At 55.9% G+C, this 21,455-nt stretch carries 15 protein-coding genes; 13 read left to right on the top strand and 2 right to left on the bottom strand.

Annotated features, from left to right (window positions below; all coding sequences use genetic code 11):
- The first annotated feature begins 38 nt into the window (after positions 1–38).
- The 6 genes from purL to glyA all read left to right on the top strand — a co-directional run bounded on the left by purL (position 39) and on the right by glyA (position 10,148).
- Positions 39–3,923, top strand: coding sequence for a phosphoribosylformylglycinamidine synthase (gene purL, locus JGC47_RS12370; RefSeq protein WP_004159172.1), 3,885 nt, complete (start codon positions 39–41; stop codon positions 3,921–3,923).
- A gap of 587 nt (positions 3,924–4,510) precedes the next feature.
- Positions 4,511–5,950 carry a sensor histidine kinase gene (locus JGC47_RS12365; RefSeq protein WP_004159169.1) on the top strand — a complete coding sequence of 480 codons (1,440 nt, stop codon included), beginning with the start codon at positions 4,511–4,513 and terminating at the stop codon, positions 5,948–5,950.
- A complete protein-coding gene (qseG, locus tag JGC47_RS12360) occupies positions 5,941–6,663 on the top strand; it encodes a two-component system QseEF-associated lipoprotein QseG (protein ID WP_004159167.1) in 723 nt (240 codons plus the stop codon). The genes JGC47_RS12365 and qseG overlap by 10 nt, the downstream gene beginning before the upstream one ends.
- The gene (gene glrR, locus JGC47_RS12355; protein WP_004159164.1) at positions 6,660–7,994 is read left to right on the top strand and encodes a two-component system response regulator GlrR; all 1,335 of its coding nucleotides are present in this window, start codon (positions 6,660–6,662) and stop codon (positions 7,992–7,994) included. The genes qseG and glrR overlap by 4 nt, the downstream gene beginning before the upstream one ends.
- A 135-nt stretch (positions 7,995–8,129) precedes the next feature.
- Complete coding sequence (glnB, locus tag JGC47_RS12350; RefSeq protein WP_004159160.1) at positions 8,130–8,468, top strand: nitrogen regulatory protein P-II; 339 nt, start codon at positions 8,130–8,132, stop codon at positions 8,466–8,468.
- 426 nt (positions 8,469–8,894) lie between these two features.
- Complete coding sequence (gene glyA / locus JGC47_RS12345) at positions 8,895–10,148, top strand: serine hydroxymethyltransferase (protein WP_004159153.1); 1,254 nt, start codon at positions 8,895–8,897, stop codon at positions 10,146–10,148.
- 216 nt (positions 10,149–10,364) lie between these two features.
- Here glyA and csiE read toward each other — a convergent pair whose 3' ends face one another.
- Both csiE and suhB read right to left on the bottom strand, forming a co-directional pair.
- The gene (gene csiE / locus JGC47_RS12340; RefSeq protein WP_004159151.1) at positions 10,365–11,633 is read right to left on the bottom strand and encodes a stationary phase inducible protein CsiE; all 1,269 of its coding nucleotides are present in this window, start codon (positions 11,631–11,633) and stop codon (positions 10,365–10,367) included.
- A gap of 629 nt (positions 11,634–12,262) precedes the next feature.
- Positions 12,263–13,066 (bottom strand): inositol-1-monophosphatase, encoded by an 804-nt coding sequence (suhB, locus tag JGC47_RS12335; RefSeq protein WP_013036166.1) that lies wholly within the window; start codon positions 13,064–13,066, stop codon positions 12,263–12,265.
- Positions 13,067–13,327: 261 nt separating this feature from the next.
- Here suhB and trmJ point away from each other — a divergent pair, with 261 nt between their 5' ends.
- The 7 genes from trmJ (at position 13,328) to JGC47_RS12300 (ending at position 21,424) form a co-directional block, all read left to right on the top strand.
- Positions 13,328–14,053: a tRNA (cytosine(32)/uridine(32)-2'-O)-methyltransferase TrmJ gene (trmJ, locus tag JGC47_RS12330; RefSeq protein WP_004159142.1), complete on the top strand. Its 726-nt coding sequence runs from the start codon at positions 13,328–13,330 to the stop codon at positions 14,051–14,053.
- Between the two features lie 156 nt (positions 14,054–14,209).
- The gene (gene iscR, locus JGC47_RS12325; protein ID WP_004159141.1) at positions 14,210–14,707 is read left to right on the top strand and encodes a Fe-S cluster assembly transcriptional regulator IscR; all 498 of its coding nucleotides are present in this window, start codon (positions 14,210–14,212) and stop codon (positions 14,705–14,707) included.
- 139 nt (positions 14,708–14,846) lie between these two features.
- The gene (locus JGC47_RS12320) at positions 14,847–16,046 is read left to right on the top strand and encodes an IscS subfamily cysteine desulfurase (RefSeq protein ID WP_004159140.1); all 1,200 of its coding nucleotides are present in this window, start codon (positions 14,847–14,849) and stop codon (positions 16,044–16,046) included.
- A 202-nt stretch (positions 16,047–16,248) separates the two neighbouring features.
- On the top strand, positions 16,249–17,538 hold the full coding sequence (pepB, locus tag JGC47_RS12315; protein ID WP_004159136.1) for an aminopeptidase PepB: 1,290 nt from the start codon (positions 16,249–16,251) through the stop codon (positions 17,536–17,538).
- A gap of 106 nt (positions 17,539–17,644) precedes the next feature.
- On the top strand, positions 17,645–18,424 hold the full coding sequence (sseB, locus tag JGC47_RS12310; RefSeq protein ID WP_004159133.1) for an enhanced serine sensitivity protein SseB: 780 nt from the start codon (positions 17,645–17,647) through the stop codon (positions 18,422–18,424).
- 434 nt (positions 18,425–18,858) lie between these two features.
- A complete protein-coding gene (locus tag JGC47_RS12305) occupies positions 18,859–20,475 on the top strand; it encodes an APC family permease (RefSeq protein ID WP_004159132.1) in 1,617 nt (538 codons plus the stop codon).
- 28 nt (positions 20,476–20,503) lie between these two features.
- The gene (locus tag JGC47_RS12300; RefSeq protein WP_004159131.1) at positions 20,504–21,424 is read left to right on the top strand and encodes a dihydrodipicolinate synthase family protein; all 921 of its coding nucleotides are present in this window, start codon (positions 20,504–20,506) and stop codon (positions 21,422–21,424) included.
- The last annotated feature ends 31 nt before the right edge of the window (positions 21,425–21,455 follow it).

Here is a 21,455-nt window from a genome sequence, read left to right as displayed (position 1 = left end):
TGAAGCGTCGCCCGGCGCTTTAAGACGAGAGATCTTTAATGATGGAAATTCTGCGTGGTTCGCCCGCTCTGTCGGCATTTCGTATTAACAAACTGCTGGCCCGCTTTCAGGACGCTCACCTGCCGGTGAGTGATATTTACGCCGAGTACGTCCATTTTGCCGATGTCAGCGCGCCTCTCTGTGCAGATGATAAATCACGCCTGCAGCGCCTGCTGAAATACGGTCCCTCTCTCGCGGAACATACTCCGGAAGGCCGTCTGCTGCTGGTGACGCCTCGTCCCGGCACCCTCTCGCCGTGGTCTTCAAAAGCGACTGATATCGCGCATAACTGCTCGCTGCCGCAGATCATTCGCCTGGAGCGCGGCATCGCCTTCTATGTTAAGGCCCCGCAGCTAACCGAAGCGCAGTGGGGGCGGCTGGCTGCACTGCTGCACGACCGCATGATGGAAACCGTGTTCAGCGATTTTCAGCAGGCCGAAGCGCTGTTTGCCCATCATCAGCCTGCTGCGCTGCAAAGCGTTGATGTGCTGGGTGAAGGCCGCCATGCGCTGGTTCAGGCCAATATCAAGCTGGGCCTGGCACTGGCGGAAGACGAAATCGATTACCTGCTGGCGGCGTTTGAAAAACTGGGACGCAACCCGAACGATATCGAACTGTATATGTTTGCTCAGGCCAACTCTGAGCACTGCCGTCACAAAATCTTCAACGCTGACTGGGTGATTGACGGTAAGCAGCAGCCCGAATCGCTGTTTAAGATGATTAAGAATACCTTCGAGAAAACCCCGGACCATGTGCTGTCAGCCTATAAAGACAACGCGGCGGTAATGGAAGGTTCAACGGTGGGGCGCTTTTACGCCGACCCGCACGGGCGCTACGACTTCCATCAGGAAGATGCGCATATTCTGATGAAGGTGGAAACGCATAACCATCCTACCGCCATCTCCCCGTGGCCGGGAGCCGCGACCGGCTCCGGCGGTGAAATCCGTGACGAAGGTGCCACCGGGCGTGGTGCGAAACCGAAAGCGGGCCTGGTCGGCTTCTCGGTGTCTAATCTGCGTATTCCGGGTTTTGAGCAGCCGTGGGAAGAGGATTTCGGCAAGCCGGATCGCATCGTTTCCGCGCTGGACATCATGACCGAAGGCCCATTGGGCGGGGCGGCCTTTAACAACGAATTTGGTCGCCCGGCGCTGAACGGCTACTTCCGTACCTATGAAGAGCGCGTTAACAGTCACAATGGCAGCGAGCTGCGCGGCTACCACAAGCCGATTATGCTGGCGGGCGGCATCGGTAATATTCGTGCAGACCATGTGCAGAAAGGCGAAATCAGCGTGGGAGCCAAGCTTATCGTGCTGGGTGGCCCGGCGATGAATATCGGCCTCGGCGGTGGTGCGGCCTCGTCAATGGCCTCCGGCCAGTCTGACGCCGACCTCGATTTTGCATCCGTACAGCGCGACAACCCGGAAATGGAGCGTCGCTGTCAGGAAGTGATTGACCGTTGCTGGCAGCTGGGGGAAGAAAATCCGATTCTGTTTATCCACGATGTTGGCGCTGGCGGCTTGTCCAACGCCATGCCGGAGCTGGTGAGCGACGGTGAACGCGGCGGCCGTTTTAATCTGCGTGACATTCTGAACGATGAGCCGGGCATGAGCCCGCTGGAAGTGTGGTGCAACGAATCTCAGGAGCGTTACGTGCTGGCCATCGCCCCGGCCAGCCTGGCGCTGTTTGACGCATTGTGCCAACGTGAGCGCGCACCTTATGCGGTGATTGGCGAGGCGACGGAAGAGATGCACCTGTCGCTTACTGACAGCCATTTCGACAATACGCCTATCGATATGCCGCTGGATGTGCTGTTGGGCAAAACGCCGAAAATGACCCGTGACGTCACCAGCCTGCAGGTGAAAGGCGATGCGCTGGTGCGCGATGGCATTTCGCTGGTGGACGCGGTAAATCGCGTCCTGCATCTGCCTGCCGTGGCGGAGAAAACGTTTCTTATTACCATCGGTGACCGCTCGGTTGGCGGCATGGTTGCCCGTGACCAGATGGTCGGGCCGTGGCAGGTTCCCGTTGCCAACTGCGCGGTGACCACCGCCAGCCTCGACAGCTACTACGGCGAAGCGATGGCGCTGGGCGAGCGCTCGCCGGTAGCGCTGCTGGACTTTGCCGCTTCCGGTCGCCTGGCGGTCGGTGAAGCGCTCACCAATATTGCCGCCACGCAGATTGGCCCGCTGACGCGCATCAAACTGTCGGCAAACTGGATGGCGGCAGCCGGTCACCCGGGTGAAGACGCCGGCCTGTATGCAGCGGTCAAAGCGGTGGGTGAAGAACTGTGCCCGGCGCTGGGCATCACCATTCCGGTGGGCAAAGACTCCATGTCGATGAAAACCCGCTGGCAGCAGGGCAGTGAACAGCGCGAAGTGACCTCGCCGCTGTCGCTGGTGATCACCGCATTTGCCCGCGTGGAAGACGTGCGCAAAACAGTGACTCCACAATTGCAGACTGGTGATAACGCCCTGCTGCTGATTGACCTTGGTAACGGGGTTAACGCGCTCGGTGCCACGGCGCTGTCTCAGGTTTACCGTCAGCTGGGCGATAAGCCTGCCGACGTGCGTGATGCGCAGCAGCTGGCAGGTTTCTGGCATGCTATTCAGGCGCTGGTCGCCGACGGCAAACTGCTGGCCTATCACGACCGTTCAGACGGCGGGCTGCTGGTGACGCTGGCCGAGATGGCTTTTACCGGCCACTGCGGTATCGAGGCCGATATTGCCACGCTGGGCAGCGACAGCCTGGCCGCTCTGTTCAATGAAGAATTGGGCGCGGTGATTCAGGTGGCCGCCGCCGACGTAGCGGACGTTAAAGAGCTGCTGGCGGCTCACGGCCTTGGCGACTGCGTGCACCTGCTGGGCAAGGCGGTCAGCGGCGACCGCTTCACTATTTCCAGCGGTGATTCAGCGATCTACAGCGAAAGCCGCACTACTCTGCGTACCTGGTGGGCAGAAACCACCTGGCAGATGCAGCGTCTGCGTGATAACCCGCAAGTTGCCGATCAGGAACATGAGGCGAAGAAAGATGACCGCGATCCGGGCCTGAACGTCGCGCTGACGTTCAAACCACAGGAAGATATCGCCGCACCGTTTATTGCTACCGGCGTCCGTCCGCAAGTGGCGGTGCTGCGTGAGCAGGGGGTCAACTCCCATGTTGAGATGGCCGCCGCTTTCCACCGTGCCGGGTTTGACGCGATTGACGTGCACATGAGCGATCTGCTTGCCGGGCGGCGTGGACTGGGCGACGTCCAGGCGCTGGTGGCCTGTGGTGGTTTCTCCTACGGCGATGTACTGGGTGCCGGCGAAGGTTGGGCGAAGTCAATCCTGTTCAATTCTCGCGTACGTGATGAGTTTGAAACTTTTTTCCACCGGCCACAGACGCTGGCGCTCGGCGTGTGTAACGGCTGCCAGATGATGTCAAACCTGCGCGAGCTGATCCCCGGCAGTGAACAGTGGCCGCGCTTTGTGCGTAACCAGTCAGAGCGCTTTGAAGGGCGTTTCAGCCTGGTGGAAGTTGCCGCCAGCCCGTCACTGCTGCTGGACGGCATGGTTGGCTCACGCATGCCGATTGCGGTGGCCCATGGCGAAGGCTTTGTAGAAGTGCGCAACGAGGCGCATTTGGCCCGGCTGGAAAGTCAAGGCTTAGTGGCGCTGCGCTTCGTCGACAACTTTGGCAACGTTACTCAGCAGTACCCGGCTAACCCGAATGGATCGCCAAACGGTATTACTGCAGTGACCAACGAAAGTGGTCGTGTCACCATTATGATGCCGCACCCGGAACGCGTTTTCCGTACCGTCAGCCACTCCTGGCACCCGGCAGAGTGGGGAGAGGACAGCCCGTGGATGCGGATATTCCGTAACGCGCGTAAACAGCTGGGCTAAATCAACATGTTATAAGGGCCGGAGCTATTCCGGCCTGAGTTAGTCTCGCGGCGTGTTGTCGCCTTTATCCGACAGTGTTTTTGATAAATGTCTCTGAAAGGAGACACTTAGTCCGTTGATTTATTTCGTTTTTGTGAAAAACTCTTCTTTATGTCTCCATATGGAGACGTTTCCAGGTGCGAATGACGCGTATTTTGATAAGGCACTGCCCATGTTTTGCCAAAATCACTGATTTAACAGCAAGTTGAAATTTTTCTCAAATCTGGCATGCCAATTGCTTTCAACAGGGCAGTGGCTCATTCACCCGGTTATGACAGCCCTGCGCAAGCGGACAAGCGCCCATAACATTCGAATGACGCACAATACGGTGCCTGTCGTCCACCCCACCGATAATCGTTCACTTTGTGACGTTATCAGACATCGGACGCAACGTTGAGTTAGGCACCACCTGTTCCGTTACGCGGGTTCTGCCGGCGTAATTCAGAAGGCCGGTTCATTGAACCGGCCTGTTCATTTTGGCCGCAGCGCTTCCTTCCAGGCTTGCTCTCAGCTAGCATCGCCGGTAATCCATCAAAAGAGATCATGCCGTGAAGAAATGGCGTCTGTTTCCCTGTTCCCTGCGCCAGCTGGTGCTGATGGCCTTTTTACTGGTGTTGTTACCGCTGCTGGTGCTGGCCTGGCAGGCGTGGGAAAGCCTGTCGGCGCTTAGTGAGCGTGCGGCGGACACCAACCGCATCACGCTGACCGATGTGCGCAGAAGTGAAGCCATGGCGCGCACAGCCGTGGAGCTGGAGCGCAGCTATCGCCAGTACTGCGTGCTGGATGACCCGATGCTGGCGCGCCTTTATCGCACTCAGTACAGCCGCTATTCGCAAATGCTGGATGCGCATGCCGCAGTGCTGCCGGATATGCGCGTTGATCAAACTTTGCGGCAAGCTCTCGGCCAGCTCGGCAACATGCACTGCGAAAACAGCGCCCCGGTGCGCACGGCGACTGAACGGCTGGAAGTGTTCTCTGATGCCAATAGTCAGCTGGTTCGTGTAACGCGTGAAGTCGCGTTTGCGCGCGGGCTGCAATTGCAGCGGGAAATCGCCCAGCGCGGCCAGTATTTCGGATGGCAGACACTGATCCTGTTTCTGCTCAGTCTGGGACTGGTGCTGCTGTTTACCCGCATGATTATCGGCCCGGTCAAAGCGGTTGAGCGCATGATCAACCGGCTGGGCGAGGGCAAGCCGCTGGACCAGAAACTGGCGTTTAAAGGGCCGCGCGAGATCCGCTCGCTGGGACAGCGTATTCTGTGGCTCAGCGAGCGTCTTGCCTGGCTGGAATCTCAGCGTCACGAATTTTTGCGTCATATCTCTCATGAGTTGAAAACCCCGCTGGCGAGCATGCGCGAAGGCACCGAACTGCTGGCTGACCAGGTGGCAGGCCCGTTGACCGCCGATCAGCGTGAAGTGGTCAGCATTCTTGATGACAGCAGTCGCCATCTGCAACGGCTGATCGAACAGCTGCTGGATTATAACCGTAAACTGGCGGAAGCCCCGCCGGATCTGGAGGATGTCCGGCTTCAGCCGCTGATCGCGACGCTGGTTTCCTCCCACAGCCTTACCGCGCGAGCTAAGCGGGTTCACACCCGTATCGATTTGCAGGTGAGTAGCTGCCGGGCTGAACCGACTTTGTTGCTACGGGCAATCGATAATCTCTATGCCAATGCGCTACACTACGGTGCAGAATCAGGGCAAATATCGATACGCAGTCGGCAGCAGGGCAGCAAGGTGCTGATTGAGGTGGCAAATACCGGTACTGCCATCCCCGTTGCAGAAAGGACGATGATTTTCGAACCTTTTTTTCAGGGGAGTCTGCAACGCAAAGGCGCGGTAAAAGGCAGCGGTCTGGGACTCAGTATCGCCAAAGACTGCGTGCGCCAGCTACGGGGGGATGTGCAATTGATCGATAGCGCTGACGCTGATGTTTGCTTCCGTATTGAATTTAATACTCCCGCCGGCAAAGGAGAATCATGCAGCTAACCCGTTTTACTGTCGCATTGCAGCGCGGACGTTGTGGCAAAGCCCTCACCAGCGCATTGCTGGCGTTCATCCTGACCGCCTGCTGTCAGAAACTGCCGCAAAAGGCGGTGAAGGGGGCGGACAGTTCCCTGAGTGAGCCTGAAAACAGCATTGCCGATTTCCGCCTGGTGAACTGCGAGCGTATCTGGTCCACGGCTGACGGCCCGGCCCTTGATAATCCGCTTTACTGGCAGCGAGCCATTGACTGCGCTGATCGTCTGTCGCCTGCCAATGCACGCGCTGCAGCGAAAGGCTGGCCGGCGGATAACTGGCAAGATGCGTTCAGACAGGCTGTACTGCTCAGTAATGGCAATATGAACCCTGTAGAACGGCGTCAGTACCTGCAGCGGTTGGATTATTACGGCGCTGATTACCCGGCGGCAGTGCGCCCCCTGCTGCAGATATGGCGCGAAGGGCAGGGCGCGCTGTTGCAATTGTCTGCCGAGCGCATGCGCTATGCTATTTTGCAGCAGCACAGTGACGCCGAACTGGACGCGCTGCGCCAGCGGCAAACGGAACTCCAGAGAGACCTGGCCAGTACAAGGCGCAAGCTGGACAGACTGACAGATATTGAACGCCAGCTCTCTTCACGCCGTACGCCGGAGGCGGCCGAGAACAGTGGGCAAGACGATGGCGCAGCAGACAATACCGCAGCGGATGAGGCAAAGCCATGATCAAAGCATCAGCGCGACTGCTGCTGGTCGATGATGACCCCAGTTTGTTGAAATTGTTGGGGATGCGCCTGCGCAGCGAAGGATTCACCGTCGTGACCGCCTGCAGTGGCCCGGAGGCGCTGCGCGTGCTGAACCGTGAAAATGTCGACCTGGCGATCAGCGACTTGCGCATGGATGAAATGGACGGCATGGCGCTGTTTGTTGAAATTCAGAAGCTAAAGCCTGGCATGCCGGTGATTATTCTGACCGCTCACGGTTCCATTCCCGATGCCGTCGCCGCTACCCGTCAGGGCGTATTCAGTTTCCTTACCAAGCCGGTAGACCGCGATGCGCTGTACAAAGCGATAGACGAAGCGCTGGCTCATCGTGCGCCGGTCGGTGATCAGGCCTGGCGTGAACACATTGTTACCCGTAGCCCGGTGATGCTGCGTCTGCTTGAGCAAGCACGAGTGGTTGCCCAGTCCGACGTCAGCGTACTGATCCACGGGCAGAGTGGCACGGGGAAAGAGGTGCTGGCTCAGGCGATCCACGGCGTCAGCCCGCGGGCGGGTAAAGCCTTTATCGCCATCAACTGCGGCGCACTGCCGGAGCAGCTGCTGGAATCGGAACTGTTCGGTCATGCCAAAGGAGCCTTTACCGGCGCGGTGAGCAGCCGCGAGGGATTATTCCAGGCCGCAGAAGGCGGCACGCTGTTTCTTGATGAGATTGGTGATATGCCGCCGGCACTGCAGGTAAAACTGCTGCGCGTATTACAGGAGCGGAAAGTGCGCCCGCTGGGCAGCAATCGCGACCTGGATATCAATGTGCGAATTATCTCCGCCACCCATCGCGACTTGCCCAAAGCCATGGAGAAAAATGAGTTCCGCGAAGATTTATTCTACCGTCTTAATGTGGTGAGCCTGAAGATCCCGGCGCTGCACCAACGCGCTGAAGATATCCCGCTGCTGGCGTACCATCTGCTGAAGCAGTCAGCGGAGCGACATAAACCGTTTGTGCGCAACTTCTCGACCGATGCGATGCGGCGTTTAATGACCGCCAGCTGGCCGGGCAACGTGCGTCAGCTGGTCAATGTTATTGAGCAGTGCGTGGCGCTGACCTCGGCACCGGTAATCAGCGAAGCGCTGGTCGAACAGGCGCTGGTGGGAGAAAACACCGTACTGCCGACCTTTGTCGAAGCGCGTAACCAATTTGAACTCAATTATTTGCGTAAACTGCTGCAAATGACCAAAGGCAATGTGACCAATGCCGCGCGCCTGGCGGGCCGCAATCGTACCGATTTTTATAAACTGTTGTCTCGCCATGAACTCGATGCGGCCGATTTCAAAGGATAATTCCTGTGCCGCTACGCGCGCCAGTTATGGTAGTTTAGCTGGCTGAAACGAGAGACAGCACGCCCGGCGCGAACTGTCCGACGATGCTCACTGATTAACCTGCCGCGCCAGGCGGAGGGAGAAAAAGGATCTGCCATGAAAAAAATTGATGCAATTATCAAGCCGTTTAAACTGGACGATGTGCGTGAAGCGCTGGCGGAAGTCGGCATCACCGGGATGACGGTGACAGAAGTCAAAGGATTCGGTCGCCAGAAAGGGCACACCGAGCTTTATCGTGGCGCAGAGTACATGGTCGATTTTCTGCCTAAAGTGAAAATTGAGATCGTGATTGCTGACGACATCGTGGATACCTGTGTCGATACGATTATGCGCACGGCGCAGACCGGGAAGATCGGCGATGGCAAAATTTTCGTCTATGATGTGGCGCGCGTGGTGCGTATTCGTACCGGCGAAGAAGACGAAGAAGCGATTTGATTATTGCTGATGTTAACTGCAGGGCCTGGCTCCTCAGGCCCTGAGTGCTGACGTTGTTCCCGCCATCTGTAAAGCGCCCACCTTTGTGCTTTATCCCCGACTTAACCGGTTTTTGACGCACGGCGTTGCGTTCTCTGTCTGACGGTGCCCGTAGCGTATGACACCTGTGCCTTTGATAAGTCGGGACGAATTCCCTGTTGTTCAGGGGGACAGATGAGGATCATGCAACTGCCCGATGAAGAAAACTCCGCCAGCAAAGTCCAGCCCGCAACCGGAAGCAAGCCTTACCAGCGGTGAAGCCAATCGTTTGCGTAAAAAGGCGGCCTGGAAGCTATTCAACGGGTGGGAAAACAGTTTACACTGTTGCCTGGCACCCCCCGCATGGGGTTATACCTTTATGAAAGTCAGTTGAGTCAGGAGATGCAGATGTTAAAGCGTGAGATGAACATTGCCGATTACGATGCCGAATTATGGCAGGCGATGGAGCAGGAGAAAGTGCGTCAGGAAGAGCACATTGAGCTGATCGCTTCAGAAAACTACACCAGCCCTCGTGTCATGCAGGCTCAGGGATCTCAGCTGACCAACAAATATGCTGAAGGCTATCCGGGCAAGCGTTATTACGGTGGCTGCGAACATGTTGATATCGTTGAGCAACTGGCTATCGACCGCGCCAAAGAGCTGTTCGGCGCAGACTACGCGAACGTGCAGCCGCACTCCGGTTCTCAGGCCAACTTCGCCGTTTACACGGCGCTGCTGCAACCGGGTGATACCATTCTGGGTATGAGCCTGGCTCATGGTGGCCACCTGACTCACGGTTCTCCGGTCAACCTGTCCGGTAAACTGTACAACGTCATTGCTTACGGCATCGACGAAAACGGCAAAATTGACTACAACGAACTGGCCGAACTGGCCAAAACGCACCGGCCAAAAATGATCGTTGGTGGTTTCTCCGCCTATTCCGGCGTGTGCGACTGGGCTAAAATGCGTGAAATCGCCGACAGCGTTGGCGCTTACCTGTTCGTTGATATGGCACACGTTGCGGGCCTGATTGCGGCTGACGTTTATCCGAACCCGGTGCCCTATGCCCACATCGTGACCACCACCACCCATAAAACGCTGGCAGGCCCGCGCGGTGGTTTGATTCTGGCGAAAGGCGGTGATGAAGACTTCTATAAGAAGCTTAATTCTGCCGTCTTCCCTGGCAGCCAGGGCGGCCCACTGATGCATGTTATTGCCGGTAAGGCGGTGGCATTCAAAGAAGCGATGGAGCCGGAGTTCAGGACTTATCAGCAGCAGGTTGCGAAGAACGCAAAAGCGATGGTGGAAGTGTTTCTGCAGCGCGGCTACAACGTGGTTTCCGGCGGTACGCATAACCACCTGTTCTTGCTGGATCTGGTGGACAAAAACCTGACCGGTAAAGAAGCGGATGCTGCCCTGGGCCGTGCCAACATTACCGTTAACAAAAACAGCGTGCCTAACGACCCGAAAAGTCCGTTTGTGACTTCCGGCATCCGTATTGGTTCGCCGTCGATCACTCGTCGCGGCTTTAAAGAAGCCGAAGTGCGCGAGCTGGCTGGCTGGATCAGTGATATTCTCGATAATATCAACGATGAAGGCGTAAGTGAGCGCGTGAAGAAACAGGTGCTGGATATCTGCGCCCGCTTCCCGGTTTACGCATAAGCGAGCCTTACCCGGTAATGCGGGGATGGCACATCAATAACGGGACTGGTCAGCGTCCCGTTTTTTTTTGCCTTCGCAGCAGAGTCTTCTGACGGTGCCTGATTAGCGAAGGTGTTTTTTGCGGCTATCCCCCGTTTCATGGCCCCCGGCGGCCAGCGTCATTTTTTTGCAGCTGCTTTACCCGGCGCTGCCCCCGGCGGCCAAAACCGCGGCCTGTCAAGGCTCCAGCAGCGCGCGGATACTTTGCTGCTGGTGCTCTCCCAACGGCAGCTCTGCATGGATCAGCGGCGGTGAATAGAGCGGTAACGAGGTGGCATACGGCGTGATAATCAGCGTGATGCCCGGCGGCGCGCTGTCACGCTGAAAATCGTTAACATTCTGGTATTTGATGTTCAGCGGCAGCAGCATCAGTTCACGTAACTGCTGCTCGATCTGGCGTTCCAGTTCGGGATTTTTTCCGGTGAGCAGCAGCACCTGCTTCTCATACGGGGCGTGCTCCTGCACCAGCCATGCACCGAAAATAATCGCGATCAGCTCCATCTCTTCCTGAGAAAACGTTACCGCGTATTGCTGTTCAACAGCGATCATGGCTTTACGCGTAGTCCGTAACAGGCGTGGATATTGTAAAGCGACATTTTCTGCCAGATTGTCATCGATAGCGATGGCGAACAGCGTACGCTCCAGCGCCTGGGCCAGGTGGGTATACAGGCGCACGCTAAGGCCGGCCTGATGATGAAATTCAATACCGGCAGTCTGTTGAAAACGCTGAATCAACAATTCAACCGCTTGCAGCAGCGAGCGCTCACTCTCGGAGGCGATCTCCTCAATCAGTGGCGCGTGCAGCTGGCTGAAGAGCAGAGCGAGCAGGGCTGCCTGATTATCATCGGCATGCCAGCCACGCCTCTGCCAGCAGCGGATAATCTCCTGAGCCAGCGCATACTCGGTTTTACCAAGCAGCCACTGCTGCTGTTGCGGGCTGAAGTGCGGCCGGCATGGCCAGGCAAGAGAATACTGCAGCCAGATGTGCAAAAAATGGCGATCGCGCGCGCTGAACACCCGCGCCAGCCGCTGTGAACAATGCCGGATCAGCCTGGTCAGGTTATGCTCGCTATACAGCGCTTTATCAATGAACTGCGCCTGCAAACGGCGTTTGACGGCGTCGGTAAACCAGCCGCTGACAAACCGGGGAGACAAGCGCAGTGCGCGGCGTAAGCCGTGCATCAGACACAGCCGCTGGTTTAGCGCCGTACCGTTAACAGATAAGCGGCCCCCGGCGTCCTGCTCAATGGCCAGATGATGATTGCGCTGAATTTCCGTTGCCAGCTCAGCGATATCTTGCCGGGCCAAAGTCAGATCCACGCCGTTGAGCTGACATACCGACTCCAGCGTCGCCAGGCAGTCAGGAAGGCAGATCATCAAAAGCAGACGGCAACGGCGCTGTGCAGGGGAGAGGACAGCATTTTCAGGTAAATAGACACTCGTCATCTGCGGTCTCAGTAACGGTAGAAGTAATAAGCATAGTCCGGGCAGCGTTGTCAGTAGCCGATCAGCCCCGGTTTATACAGAGCTTTTAAGGCAGGTCACAAAAAACGGTCGGAAAATCTCTGACAGGACTTCATTTTGTTACATTATAACAAATAAACCGTTCGTCTGCGATGGCGGGTGGCCGCCAGCCATCGCAGACGGTTTCACCACCTCCGCATCGCTTTACCGCTATGCAAACCACGCTGGTTCATCGGGGCGACAGCCTTACCGGGGTTACAATGCGCCGGACGGTGGGTGAAATTCCCCCTGTCGATCTGCTTTATGCTGGTGGTCACGCGCAGCCTGATCCGGTGGTGTGTTTGCCAAAGTGGTTGGCGTCTGGTTCCGGAGCGCGCTGTCGGCGATGGCGTTGCTGACTTAATGCTGCTGAAAGCAAGCGCTGTTTTCAGTCGGGGCAGCGCAAGGGCTGGCTGGCAGTTAGGTTAGCGCTGTTGGGGGATGGGTGCTGCTGGCAGCGGGGGCGCTGCGCTGGTTCAGTGCGCAACCGGCAATCTCTGGCGGTACCCGGCCAATGTTTTGACCGTGGATCGGGACCGATCGCCTGTTTGCGATCGGCCCGCCTGTAACGATCAACGCTTCAGCGCTTCGCTCAGTTCATCACGCATATTGGCCAGCATCGCTTTCACCACGCGCGGATTGCCCGCCACGATGTTACCGGAGTGCATGTAGCCGTGGGCGCCGGTGAAGTCGGAGACCAGCCCGCCAGCCTCACGTACCAACAGTTCGCCAGCGGCGAAATCCCACGGCTTCAGGCCAATCTCAAAGTAACCATCAACGCGGCCGGCAGCCACATAAGCCAGATCCAGCGCTGCAGAACCGCTACGGCGAAAATCAGCACACTGGGTAAACAGTTTGCCGACGATATTGATATAAGGCGTTGCGTGCTGTTTGACCTTAAACGGGAAGCCGGTTGCCAGGATAGTGCCATCCAGATCGCGCGCAGTACCGCCGCGCAGACGATAACCGTTCAACTGAGCGCCCTGACCGCGCACGGCGCTGAACAGTTCATTACGCATTGGATCGTAAACCACCGCCACTTCGGTGCGGCCTTTCAGGCGCACGGCGATAGAAACACTGAAATGAGGCAGACGTTTGATGTAGTTGGTGGTGCCATCCAGTGGATCGATAACCCATTGCACATCCTGATCTTCGCCCTGCAGCTCACCACTTTCTTCGCTGATGATGGTGTGCTTAGGGTAAGATTTGCGGATCACTTCAATAATCTGGCGTTCCGCTTCGCGGTCAACATTGGTGACAAAGTCATTGCTGCCTTTCTGGCTGGCTTCGACGGAGTCCGGGGTTTCATAGTGCTTGGCAATGACGTTTCCGGCCTTGCGCGCAGCGCGCACGGCAATGTTGAGCATTGGATGCATAGGTAATATCGTCTCACTGAATGTTAAAGAACGGGTTATCCTGAATATTTGCAGCGGTACGGCGCAAGGTTTTTCCCTTTTCTGCACCGCAAGATGCAGGCCGGGAGGGCCAGCCGCCTTGTAACCACTGCAATTATTGTGGATTTTTATCATAATCTGATAGAAAACGGCGCATAGTATAGCAGGCTGCTTCGGTAAATGTCCTGAAAATATGCTAGCATCGACAAATTATCTCTCAGACCCGGAAGATCCCTGACCCTTATGTTGCAAAATATCCGAATTGTGCTGGTGGAAACGTCTCATACCGGCAACATGGGTTCCGTTGCCCGTGCGATGAAAACCATGGGCTTAACCAGCCTTTACCTGGTCAATCCGTTGGTTAAGCCTGATTCGCAGGCGATAGCACTGGCCGCCGGTGCCAGTGATGTGATCGGCGAAGCAAAAATCGTTGATACCCTCGATGAAGCGACTTCAGGTTGCAGTCTGGTGGTGGGCACCAGCGCCCGCTCGCGCTCATTGCCGTGGCCGATGCTGGATCCGCGGGAATGCGGGTTAAAGAGCGTCGAAGAAGGTCAGCAGGCCCCGGTAGCGCTGGTGTTTGGTCGCGAACGCGTTGGTTTGACCAACGATGAGTTGCAGAAGTGCCACTACCATGTCGCGATTGCCGCTAACCCGCAGTACAGCTCGCTGAATCTGGCGATGGCGGTTCAGATTATCGCCTATGAGGTGCGCATGGCTTACCTGCAATCCGTGGAAACGCCGCAGGCGCAGTACCATGAATCTTCCTATCCGCTGGTGGACGATCTGGAACGCTTCTATCAGCATATGGAAAAAATGATGACGGACAGCGGATTCATCCGCGCAGCCAGCCCGGGACAGGTAATGAGCAAAATGCGCCGGCTCTTTACCCGCGCGCGCCCGGAGCGGGACGAGCTGAACATTCTGCGCGGCATGTTGTCGTCGCTGGAGAAACGGCAGGGCGATTAAGGTGGTAAAAACAGCGCAATAGTTGAGTAAATTACCAGGTTAAATAGTTGACTGTTTTACCAGGTTAAATACTTGACCAATTTACTCGGGAATGGCAGACTGGCGAACATAATTTGTTAACACCCATTCAGGGTTATCACCGAGGTTGTTTCCGCCATGAGACTGACATCCAAAGGCCGTTATGCTGTTACCGCGATGCTTGATGTTGCACTGCATTCTCACGAAGGTCCGGTGCCTTTAGCTGATATTTCAGAGCGTCAGGGCATCTCCCTGTCTTATCTTGAGCAGCTGTTCTCACGTCTGCGCAAGAATGGTCTGGTGGCCAGCGTGCGCGGCCCGGGTGGGGGTTATCTGCTGGGTAAAGCAGCCGATGCGATCGCGGTTGGCGCCGTGATCACCGCCGTCGACGAATCGGTCGATGCCACGAAGTGCCAGGGTAAAGAAGGTTGCCAGGGCGGGGAGCGTTGTCTGACTCACGTTCTGTGGCGTGACCTGAGCGAGCGCATCAGCGATTTCCTGAATAACATTACTCTGGCCGAGCTGGTCAACAACCAGGAGATCCTGGATGTTGCCGACCGCCAGAACAGCAATGAAATCCGTCGTGCGCCCCATGGCCGTAAGCACGATACCATTGACGTCAATCTGCGCGCCTGACCGCAGTGACGGCGAAGTCTTCTTCGCCCGCAGAAACGAACAAAAGGCCTGTCGCGGCCTTTTGTTCGTTTCTGCCATCCGTAAAGATCCCAGGGCGCAGAAGGGCGGCAGACAGCAACTTTGCGGAGCTTAACAAGCAATGAAATTACCGATTTATCTGGATTATGCTGCCACCACGCCAGTTGAACCGCGCGTGGCGGCCAGGATGATGCAGTATCTCACCCAGGATGGCACTTTCGGCAATCCTGCCTCGCGTTCACACCGCTTTGGCTGGCAGGCTGAAGAAGCGGTCGATGTTGCCCGTAACCAGATAGCCGAATTGGTGGGGGCGGACCCGCGCGAAATCGTTTTTACCTCCGGTGCCACCGAAGCGAATAATCTGGCGATCAAAGGTGCGGCCACGTTCTATCAGGAAAAGGGCCGCCACATCATTACCTGTACCACCGAACACAAGGCGGTGTTGGATACCTGTGCTCATCTGGAGCATGAAGGCTTCAGCATTACTTATCTCCAGCCGCAAAGCGATGGCTCCATCACGCTACAGCAGCTGGAATCCGCGCTGCGCGCCGACACGGTGCTGGTGTCGATTATGCACGTCAATAATGAGATCGGCGTGGTGCAGGATATTGCCGCCATCGGAGAACTTTGCCGCGCCCGTGGCATCGTCTTTCATGTGGATGCGACGCAAAGCGTAGGCAAGCTGCCTGTTGATCTTGGCCAGCTGAAAGTTGACCTGATGTCTTTTTCCGCCCACAAAATTTACGGACCGAAAGGGATCGGCGCACTGTATGTTCGCCGTCAGCCGCGCATTCGTCTGCAAGCGCAGATCCACGGCGGCGGACACGAGCGCGGTATGCGCTCCGGAACGCTGCCGGTGCACCAAATCGTCGGCATGGGCGAAGCCTGTCGTATTGCTAAAGAAGTTATGGCTGATGACATGGCGCGCATCAGCGCACTGCGTAGCCGACTGTGGCAGGGGATCAGCCGTATTGAAGCGGTTTCTGTTAACGGTTCGCTGCAGCATGGCGCGGCGAACATTCTTAACGTCAGCTTTGATTACGTTGATGGTGAATCACTGATTATGGCGCTAAAAGATCTGGCGGTTTCTACCGGGTCAGCCTGTACCTCCGCCAGCATGGAGCCTTCTTACGTTCTGCGTGCTGTCGGCTTAAGCGACGAGCTGGCGCACAGCTCAGTTCGTTTCTCTCTTGGCCGCTTCACCAGCGAAGAAGAGATCGATTACGCTGTTCAGCTGCTGCAAAAATCGGTTTCCCGTCTGCGTGAACATTCCCCGGCGTGGCAGGGATTTAAAGCCAGCGCGAATGCGCGGGCAGGTTAACTTGCGTCACGTCAGTTTAGTCAGCGGGCCGGTATTTTCCGGCCCGTTTTGCTTTCCGTGAAGCCTGAATCTTAGTCTGTGAAAACTTCCCTGGCAGATTTCTGTTAGTCTGACCTGATAAATTCGACTAGCATCGTGCTGCGGCGAAGCGCAGCGGTCGGCAAAACCGGCCAAAATGACAAAAATGATAAGGAGCCATGTGATGACCACCCCGATGAATATAACTCTGTCAACGGCCGCGGCCGACCCGCGCTGGGGCGAAAAAGCGATACTGAGCAGCAACGATCAGGGTATGACCATTCACCTCAACGGCGGTGAACCACTGGTGACCATTCAGCGCGCCGCGCGCAAAATCGACAACCAGGGCATCCGCCACGTTTGCCTGAGCGGCGAAGGCTGGGATTTGGAGAACAGCTGGGCGTTCTGGCAAGGCTATCGCGGGCCGAAAGGCGAGCGTGAAGTGCAGTGGGCGACGTTGAGCGAGGCCAGCCAGCAGGAACTCAAAAGCCGCCTGAAGATTGTCGACTGGGTACGTCATACCATCAATCTGCCTGCAGAAGAGCTTGGCCCGGAGCAGTTGGCCACGCGTGCCATCGATCTGTTGGGTGATGTTGCCGGTGATGCGGTAAGTTATCGTATTACCAAGGGCGACGATCTGCGCCAGCAAAATTATATGGGGCTACATACCGTTGGCCGTGGATCCTCACGCAGCCCGGTACTGCTGACGCTGGACTACAATCCGGGTGGCAAAGATGAAACCCCGGTGTTTGCCTGTCTGGTCGGTAAAGGAATTACCTTCGATACCGGCGGCTACAGTCTGAAACAGAGCGGCTTTATGGATTCTATGAAGTCGGATATGGGCGGAGCGGCTACTTTGACCGGCGCGCTGGCTTTAGCGATTAGCCGCGGTCTGAAAAAACGCGTGAAGTTAATTCTGTGCTGTGCCGACAATATGGTGAGCGGCAACGCTTTCAGGCTGGGTGATATCATTCGCTATCGCAATGGCAAAAGCGTTGAGGTGATGAATACCGATGCGGAAGGTCGTCTGGTGCTGGCCGATGGCCTGATTGATGCCAGTGCGCTCAACCCGGAACTGATTATTGATGCCGCAACGCTGACCGGGGCGGCAAAAACCGCATTGGGCAATGATTATCACGCGCTGTTTAGCTTTGATGATGCGCTGGCCGACTCGCTGTTAACCAGCGCCGCTGGGGAAAACGAGCCGTTCTGGCGTCTGCCGCTGGCAGAATTCCATCGCAGCCATCTGCCGTCGAATTTTGCCGAACTCAACAATATTGCCAGCCCGGCACATTCTGCCGGAGCCAGCACCGCTGCGGCTTTCCTGTCGCACTTCGTCAGCGACTACAAGCAGGGCTGGCTGCATATCGACTGTTCAGCCACCTATCGTAAAGGTGCCGTGGAACAATGGTCGGCCGGTGCCACCGGGCTGGGCGTGCGCACCCTGGCTAACCTGCTGCTAAGCCGCGCATAGCAAGAGGGCGGGCGGTGATAAACCGCTCCTGACTGCCCCATTATCCAGGGCGGGCCTGTTAGCGGGCCCGCCCGTTGAACCTACCGTGTTGAACTGGAATACCGCAATGAATGACCTGAATCCGCGTCTGGAAGACGTGCTGAAACTGGCGGCGACAGAACCTGCTCACCGCCCGGAGTTTTTCGCCCTGTTGATGGCGGCCAGCGTTATCGTGCCGGGCGTCAGCGCACGGCACGGGCAGCCGATTGATGCCAGCTCGCCGGTCGATTTGCAGCACTGGGAAAAAGAAGACGGTACTGACATCATTCCGTTTTTCACTTCGGTCAACGCGCTGGAAAAAGCCGTTAGCGGCGAACAGGCGTATCTGGTGATGCCGGTGCGTACGCTGTTCGCTATGACGCTCGGTGAAACGTTGTTCCTCAACCCGAAGCTGGATAGCGGTAAAGAGTTCACGCCGCGTGAAATAACGCATTTACTGGGCGATGACGGCAATGCCCTTAGCCAGCAGACGGTGCTGGAAGGGGCCACGTCGCTGTTAATGTCTGAGGTCGCAACCCCCCCGGCGCAGATGGTCGATTCACTTGTTCAGCTGTTTGCCGGATATAAGCCTGTACGTCGTGCTTACCTGGCGCAGATCAAAGAGTCGGCGGACCAGCCAGCCAATCTGCTGATTGGCATTGAGGCCGATGGCGATATCGACGCGATTATTCAGGCGGCGGGCAGTGTGGCAACCGATACGCTATCGGGCGATGAACCGATTGATATCTGTCAGGTGGCAGAGGGAGAGAAGGGGATCAGCCATTTCTTTACTGCCCACATTACCCCGTTCTATGAGCGTCGCTGGGGCAGCTTTCTGCGCGATTTCAAAGTTAAAAACATCGACTAAACAAACCGTCAAAGGCGCATCAGCGACATCCATCCTCCCCGGCAGGGGAGGGTTGTCAGAAGCAAAACTCCTCTGCTAAGGATGCGTCTGCATGATTGCCCTGATATCTGCTGATATTGACAACGCCCTGCTGCCCGGCAAGGCTATTTGCTTATTCCTCTGTGCGAGATCACCTTTCTGACTCAAATTTTGTGAAATCTCTGGCCTTGATAACATCCTTTGTGCAATGTTGGTGCAACTGATGCATTAACAGACAGCATCAGCATTCCGATAAAGTGGCATTCTGGATTTAATTAAACCCTTTTCAATAAGTTATAAAATTGGCATAGTCAGTGCGAAATACTGAAGTGAATATCGTATACGATATACATTTTTATTTATCGCTTTGCTGCGCCTCCGAATACGCTGATTGAACAGGGGATACAGGGGTGTTTATGACTGGAAAATTTAAAAAGCAGTTAACGCTGACCGATCTGACGTTTATTGGTCTGGGTGCCATTTTCGGTTCTGGCTGGCTATTCGCCGCCAGTCACGTCTCATCCATTGCAGGACCGGCCGGGGTTTTTTCATGGTTGATTGGTGGAGGCGCCGTTTTGCTGCTCGGTATCGTCTTTTGTGAACTCGGCGCAGCGCTGCCTTGTGCTGGGGGGGTTATCAGCTACCCGGTTTTTTCCCACGGGCCATTGTTGGGTTACATGATGGGATCCATTACCGTTATCGCTTTCACCAGCCTGGTTGCCATAGAGGTGGTTGCCGCGCGCCAGTATGCCGGAGCCTGGTTCGAACAGCTGACGCAGCCGGGTAGCAGCAACCCAACAGCAATTGGTTGGCTATTTCAGTTTGTCCTCCTGTGCGGATTTTTCTACATTAATTACAACAGCGTGAAAACCTTTGCTAAAACCAACAATATCATCAGCGCCTTCAAATTTATTGTCCCGCTGCTGGTATTGTTTACTCTTTTCACTTTCTTTAAGCCGGCCAATCTCACCGTTGCGGGCTTTGCCCCCTTCGGCATGAGTGGGGTTGAAATGGCTGTTTCTGCCGGAGGCGTGATTTTTGCCTACCTCGGCTTAACCCCGATTATCGCAGTGGCCAGCGAGGTCAAAAATCCGCAACGCACTATACCCATCGCCATGATCCTGTCGGTTTTACTCTCTGCCGCTATCTACGCCGCGTTGCAGCTTGCCTTTGTCGGCAGTATTCCCACCGAAATGCTGACGCAGGGATGGCAGAGTATCAGCAAGGAATTTACGCTGCCCTATCGTGATATCTCGCTGTTGTTAGGCGTGGCGTGGCTGGGTTATATGGTGGTGGCCGATGCCATCGTTTCACCGGCCGGTGCGGGTAATATCTATATGAACGCCACGCCGCGCATCGTTTATGCCTGGGCAAGATCCGGAACATTGTTCAGCTGCTTCACGCAGATTGACGCTAAATCCGGTATTCCGCGCCATGCGTTGTGGCTTACTTTTGGCCTCTCTATTTTCTGGACGTTGCCGTTCCCATCGTGGGAAGCGCTGATTAACGTGGTATCTGCCGCTTTGGTATTAAGTTATGCCCTTGCCCCCATTTCGGTAGGCGCATTGCGTAAAACATGCCCGGACCTTCCGCGTCCATTTCGTGTGGCAAGGATCGGCTTTATCGGGCCTGTTACCTTTATGATTGCATCACTGATTATCTACTGGTCGGGGTGGACAACGCTTTGCTGGCTATTAAGTTTGCAGATTGCCATGTTCGTTATCTATATCGTGTGTGGCCGCTATGTGCCGACTGAAAGAATCAGCCTGAGGCAGCAAATTGTTTCATCATCATGGCTTATTGCCTACTACGCCATCATGATTGCTATTTCATCGGCAGGAAGCTTTGGCGGCCAGGGCTATATTTCTCATCCAGCGGATAGTGTGGTTGTAGCCGTTGTTGCTTTTGTTATTTATCAATGGGCTGTGGCCGTGAGTATTCCGAATCATCTTGTCGATTTTGAATATGATGAGGTGACTGACGTACAGGTTGCAGAGAAAAACGTGAAAGCCTCGGTGAGTACTTACGGCTAATTATTTATTCATTCTATAAAGGGAAATTATGATGACTGACAGCGTTAACTGGTGCGGTGTATTTCCGGCTGTATCAACTCAATTCAATGATGACTATTCCCTTAATCTTGAAGCAACCTATACCGTTATGAGTAATCTGGTAAAAGATGGTGTTTCGGGTTTGGTCGTTTGTGGCAGCGTCGGCGAAAATACGTCGCTGACCCTCGATGAAAAAATGGCGGTAACTCAGGTGGCTAAGGATGCTGCCGGAGGCCGCATTCCGGTGATCTGCGGTATCGCCGAGTTCACCAGCGAGGGGGCTGCTAAAGTAGCAAAATCCGTTGAAAGCGTTGGCGTAGACGGCATTATGGTGATGCCAGCGCTGGTCTATTCGGCCAAGCCACATGAAACGGCCCGGCATTTCCGTTACGTAGCCAATCATACCAACCTCCCGGTGATGGTTTACAATAACCCGCCGATTTACAAAAATGATGTGACGCCGGATATCCTTATTTCTTTGGCAGACTGTGAAAATATTGTCTGCTTCAAAGACAGTTCTGGTGATACCCGTCGCTTTATTGACGTGCGTAATCGGGTTGGCGATCGCTTTGCCCTGTTCTCTGGCCTGGATGATGTGGTACTGGAAAGCCTGGCCGTCGGGGCACAGGGCTGGATCTCCGGCATGTCGAACGTATTCCCAAAAGAGGGCGAAACCATCTTCCGCCTGTGCCAGCAGGGGCGTTATCAGGAGGCTATGCCAATCTATGAATGGCTGATGCCTGTCCTGCACCTTGATGCCCGCCCGGATCTGGTACAGTGCATCAAGCTGTGTGAAGAAATTGCCGGGCGTGGCAGCGCACTGACGCGTCCGCCACGCCTGCCTTTACAGGGTGCAGATCGTGAACACGTTGAGGAAATCATGCGTGTTGCGATGGCAACCCGCCCTGTATTACCCGATGTCGGTCTTTAGCTTGCTTGCCGGGAACCCACGTTAGTTGCTG

Origin of the sequence: Erwinia amylovora (assembly GCF_017161565.1) — a bacterium.
Taxonomy (GTDB): domain Bacteria; phylum Pseudomonadota; class Gammaproteobacteria; order Enterobacterales; family Enterobacteriaceae; genus Erwinia; species Erwinia amylovora.
Note: the sequence above shows the minus strand (reverse complement) of the source record. Positions and strands in the feature narration are given on the sequence as shown.

Excerpts from the sequence above, each read along its gene's own strand:
- glrR (WP_004159164.1), top strand. The coding sequence starts at position 6,660 with ATGATCAAAGCATCAGCGCGACTGCTGCTGGTCGATGATGACCCCAGT.
- qseG (WP_004159167.1), top strand. The coding sequence starts at position 5,941 with ATGCAGCTAACCCGTTTTACTGTCGCATTGCAGCGCGGACGTTGTGGC.
- pepB (WP_004159136.1), top strand. The coding sequence starts at position 16,249 with ATGACCACCCCGATGAATATAACTCTGTCAACGGCCGCGGCCGACCCG.
- glnB (WP_004159160.1), top strand. The coding sequence starts at position 8,130 with ATGAAAAAAATTGATGCAATTATCAAGCCGTTTAAACTGGACGATGTG.
- csiE (WP_004159151.1), bottom strand. The coding sequence starts at position 11,633 with ATGACGAGTGTCTATTTACCTGAAAATGCTGTCCTCTCCCCTGCACAG.
- iscR (WP_004159141.1), top strand. The coding sequence starts at position 14,210 with ATGAGACTGACATCCAAAGGCCGTTATGCTGTTACCGCGATGCTTGAT.
- purL (WP_004159172.1), top strand. The coding sequence starts at position 39 with ATGATGGAAATTCTGCGTGGTTCGCCCGCTCTGTCGGCATTTCGTATT.
- trmJ (WP_004159142.1), top strand. The coding sequence starts at position 13,328 with ATGTTGCAAAATATCCGAATTGTGCTGGTGGAAACGTCTCATACCGGC.
- sseB (WP_004159133.1), top strand. The coding sequence starts at position 17,645 with ATGAATGACCTGAATCCGCGTCTGGAAGACGTGCTGAAACTGGCGGCG.
- glyA (WP_004159153.1), top strand. The coding sequence starts at position 8,895 with ATGTTAAAGCGTGAGATGAACATTGCCGATTACGATGCCGAATTATGG.
- suhB (WP_013036166.1), bottom strand. The coding sequence starts at position 13,066 with ATGCATCCAATGCTCAACATTGCCGTGCGCGCTGCGCGCAAGGCCGGA.
- JGC47_RS12320 (WP_004159140.1), top strand. The coding sequence starts at position 14,847 with ATGAAATTACCGATTTATCTGGATTATGCTGCCACCACGCCAGTTGAA.
- JGC47_RS12305 (WP_004159132.1), top strand. The coding sequence starts at position 18,859 with ATGACTGGAAAATTTAAAAAGCAGTTAACGCTGACCGATCTGACGTTT.
- JGC47_RS12300 (WP_004159131.1), top strand. The coding sequence starts at position 20,504 with ATGATGACTGACAGCGTTAACTGGTGCGGTGTATTTCCGGCTGTATCA.